At 65.9% G+C, this 3,307-nt stretch carries 4 protein-coding genes; all 4 read right to left on the reverse strand.

The window, feature by feature from the left end; genetic code table 11:
- Positions 1 to 696, reverse strand: a 696-nt coding sequence (locus ASJ79_RS21100; protein WP_255374754.1) for an SLC13 family permease, incomplete at its 3' end; no start/stop codon positions are given.
- Between the two features lie 189 nt (positions 697 to 885).
- Positions 886 to 1,695: an enoyl-CoA hydratase-related protein gene (locus ASJ79_RS21105; RefSeq protein ID WP_082753972.1), complete on the reverse strand. Its 810-nt coding sequence runs from the start codon at positions 1,693 to 1,695 to the stop codon at positions 886 to 888.
- Positions 1,696 to 1,698: 3 nt separating this feature from the next.
- Entirely contained in the window at positions 1,699 to 2,937 is a 1,239-nt protein-coding gene (locus ASJ79_RS21110) for a CaiB/BaiF CoA-transferase family protein (RefSeq protein WP_067959478.1), read from the reverse strand.
- The coding region (locus ASJ79_RS21115) for an alpha/beta fold hydrolase (RefSeq protein ID WP_231750961.1) at positions 2,934 to 3,307 on the reverse strand (374 nt) is incomplete at its 5' end. The genes ASJ79_RS21115 and ASJ79_RS21110, both read right to left, overlap by 4 nt.

Here is a 3,307-nt window from a genome sequence, read left to right on the forward strand (position 1 = left end):
ATCGACGCAGACTTCACTCCGCGCTCGGCTACCGCACACCGCATGAAGTCCGCACCGAATATATGAATTCACAGCTCGCGGCTTAATTCCCGCGAAATCCGCAGTCTGAAAAACGCGGAGCAGGCCATACGCCACACACAGCAGTATCAGGTTGACGGCCACGACGATGGTGAACAGCACGGTGGGGTTCAGTGCGATGCCGGCTGATTGCGCGGTGCCGTAACTCACCACGCCGAACAGGCTGGTCGGGGCGAATGCGCCGGCGCTGACCCCGGTGCCCAGGGCCAGACCCATGAGCATCGAGTCGATGCCGCGGTGCTGGGCGGCCGACATGGCGATGGGGAACATCACGATGGCGGCGAACGGATTTCCCATCGCCGCGATGAGTGCGGTCAGCGCGAAGAACACCAGCGGTAGCAGTGTCACGCGGTCACCGACGCGGCGCAGGGCTGCGTCGATCAACCGGTCGATTGTGCCGTTGGACTGGGCGATGCCGAAGAAGAAGGTGATCCCGACCAACAGGATCACGATGTTGATGGGGAAGGCGGTGTACACCTCCGCAAGCGGCATCCCGGCGAGGAACACCCCCACCAGTGCGGCGGCGGCGAACATGAGGATCCCGATGTTGATCCCGCGAGAGAATCCGAGCGCCAGGACCGCTGCGCACAGCAGCAGTGCGATGACTTGCTGGGCCACGACGTCTCACTTTCTGATGATTGGGTGCAAGTATCGCCGGGCAGGCGGCCCGACGGGCTGGGTCAGCGAGATGGCCGCCGGCGGCCTTGCGGGAGGCGTGGGGGGTTGCGCTCGCACGAAACTGACCGTCCGGTTGCCCGCGACGGCTGATCGACGCTCTCTGTGGTGAAGTGGGTGCGGCTGCCAGAGCTACGGTGTGGTGGGCCGTGGCGGGAACACCGGGGGGCGTTTGTCGCGGCGTGCGGCGAGTACTTCGGTGAACTCGGCGGATTCCAGTTGCGCTGCCATCGCGGTTTCCTCTTCGCGCATCCGGGTGAGCACAGCGCGGTTGGTTGAGCGGCTCAGAGTCTTGGTGTTGCGGGCAGCCCCGGGAGCTTTGGCGGCGAGCGCAGTGCCCACCGTGATCGCTTTCTCCAGCGGCGCAGCGCTCACTTCGTTGATCAGTCCCCACGCTGCGGCCTCGTCCGCGGTGAGCTTGCGTCCGCCGAGCAGCATGTCCGCAGCGCGTCGTGCGCCGATGAGCTGGGGCAGTAGCAGCGTCGAGGCGGCTTCAGGAACCAGCCCGATGTCGACGAAAGGAGTCTGGAATGTCGCGGCCGGATCGGCATAGACGAGATCGCAGTGCAGCAACATGGTGACACCCACACCGACAGCCAGGCCGTTGACGGCGGCGATGAGCGGCACCGCGATACCGGCGATAGCACGCAGGAATTGCTGCACCGGTGCCAGCCCGTCGGGGTCGAGGGCGAAATCGTGCAGATCGTTTCCGGCCGAAAAGGCCGCGCCCGAACCGGTGAGGATCACCGCGCGGACCTCGGTGTCGCGATCTGCTGCCAGCAGAGCCTCGGCCAGGGCCGCGTACATGTCCTGGGTGATCGCGTTGTACTTGTGCGGGCGGTTCATACGGATGATCGTCACGTGACCGGTCCGCTCGACGGCGATGAGATCCGGACCGGTGTCGTCGGACAGGGGTGCGTCAGATGAGGGATGCGGCGGCATTGCCTACCTTTCGATGGGGTGCGCGGGCGCGGCCGCGCACGGAATGGCCTCGCCGGAACAGAACGCGGAGCGGTTCTGTGACAACGCATCTCGGATAGCGGGGCCGTCCTCGTCGAGAAGCGGTGCACGCCGATCCGGGAGGGCCGGTGTGCGGGAGAACTTCAGCGGCTGCCCGGCCACTGCCGGTGCGGTGGTCGTGCCGGGTTGCTCCAAGTGGATCACCATGTCGCGGGCGGCGACGTGGGGGTCGGCCATGATCTCGGCAGCGTCGCGGACCGCGCCGACCGGGACATGACCGCCGAGGATGTCGAGGATCTCGGCTTTGGAGCGAATGGCGGTCCACGCCGCGAGCAGGCCGAAGATCTCGTCGCGGCGGGCCACCCGTTGCAGATTGGTGGCCAGCGCGGCATCAGCGGCCAGGTCGGGGCGGTCGATCAGTGCGCACAGCGTGCGCCACCTCACGTCGCTGGGGGCGGCGATCGTCACCCAGCCGTCGAGGGCGGGCAGCACGTCGTAGGGACTCCATACGGGGTGTTTATTGCCTTCGGGTTTGGCGACGATGCCGGCGTAGGAATGCTGGTAGACGATGCGCTCACACAGTGCCAACACTGCGTCGTACATGGCGATGTCGACGAATTGGCCCTGCCCGGTACTGCGTGCTTCATACAGCGCCGAGGTGATGCCCAGCGCCAGCAGTGCCCCGGGGAAGATGTCGCCGATACCGGGCCCGACTTTGATCGGGTCTCCGTTCTCGGTGCCGGTGATCCCCATGATCCCGGCCATCGCTTGCACCACCACATCGAAGGCCGGCCAGCCTTGGTAGGGGCTCTGCCCAGAGCGGGCGTCGCCGAAGCCGCGGACGGTGGCGTAGATCAGCCGGGAGTTGTCGTCGCGCAGCACTTCGTAGGACAACCCGAGCCGTTCCATCACTCCGGCGCTGAAGTTCTCCACCACGACGTCGGCTTCAGCGGCGAGGCTGCGGAACACCGCGGCGTCCGCGGCGGTCTTGAGATCCAAGACGATGCTGCGTTTGCCGCGGTTGACGCTTTGGAAGTAGCCACCGAAGGCACGGGTGGCGTCGTCGGGGTGGAAGGGGCCGGCGCGGCGGGACAGGTCCCCGGCGGGCGACTCTACTTTGAGGACATCGGCGCCCAGGTCGGCCAGCAGCATTGTGGTATACGGGCCGGCCAGAGCGTGGGTGAGGTCGACGACCTTCACACCGTGGAGGGGGCCTGCGCTCACGACGCCACGATCGAGTCGAGCAGCGGCAGGAAATGTTTCTTGAGGACTTCGGGGTTCTCCGACATCGAGAAGTGACCGACACCTTCCATCAGGGTGTAGGTGGCGCCCTCGACCTCGGCGGCCAGCGCCTGACAACGCGCGGGAGGCGATGGCCAATCATATTCGGCGGCAACGACATGCAGCGCGGTCTGGGTGGTGTCGATGGTCTTGGCGGTCTCGCTGAGGTCGTGTTCGACGAAGTAGTGAAGCGCCCCGGGTTTGATACACACTCGGTTATTGGTGTGCAGCCGATGGGTGGGCTGTGTTTGTAGCGTAGTAGACCTGCTCGTATTCGATCGGTGGGATGCGGCCCAGACGGTGCATGAGCCTG

Origin of the sequence: Mycobacterium sp. NAZ190054 (assembly GCF_001545925.1) — a bacterium.
Taxonomy (GTDB): Bacteria; Actinomycetota; Actinomycetes; order Mycobacteriales; family Mycobacteriaceae; genus Mycobacterium.

Excerpts from the sequence above, each read along its gene's own strand:
- ASJ79_RS21105 (WP_082753972.1), bottom strand. The coding sequence starts at position 1,695 with ATGCCGCCGCATCCCTCATCTGACGCACCCCTGTCCGACGACACCGGT.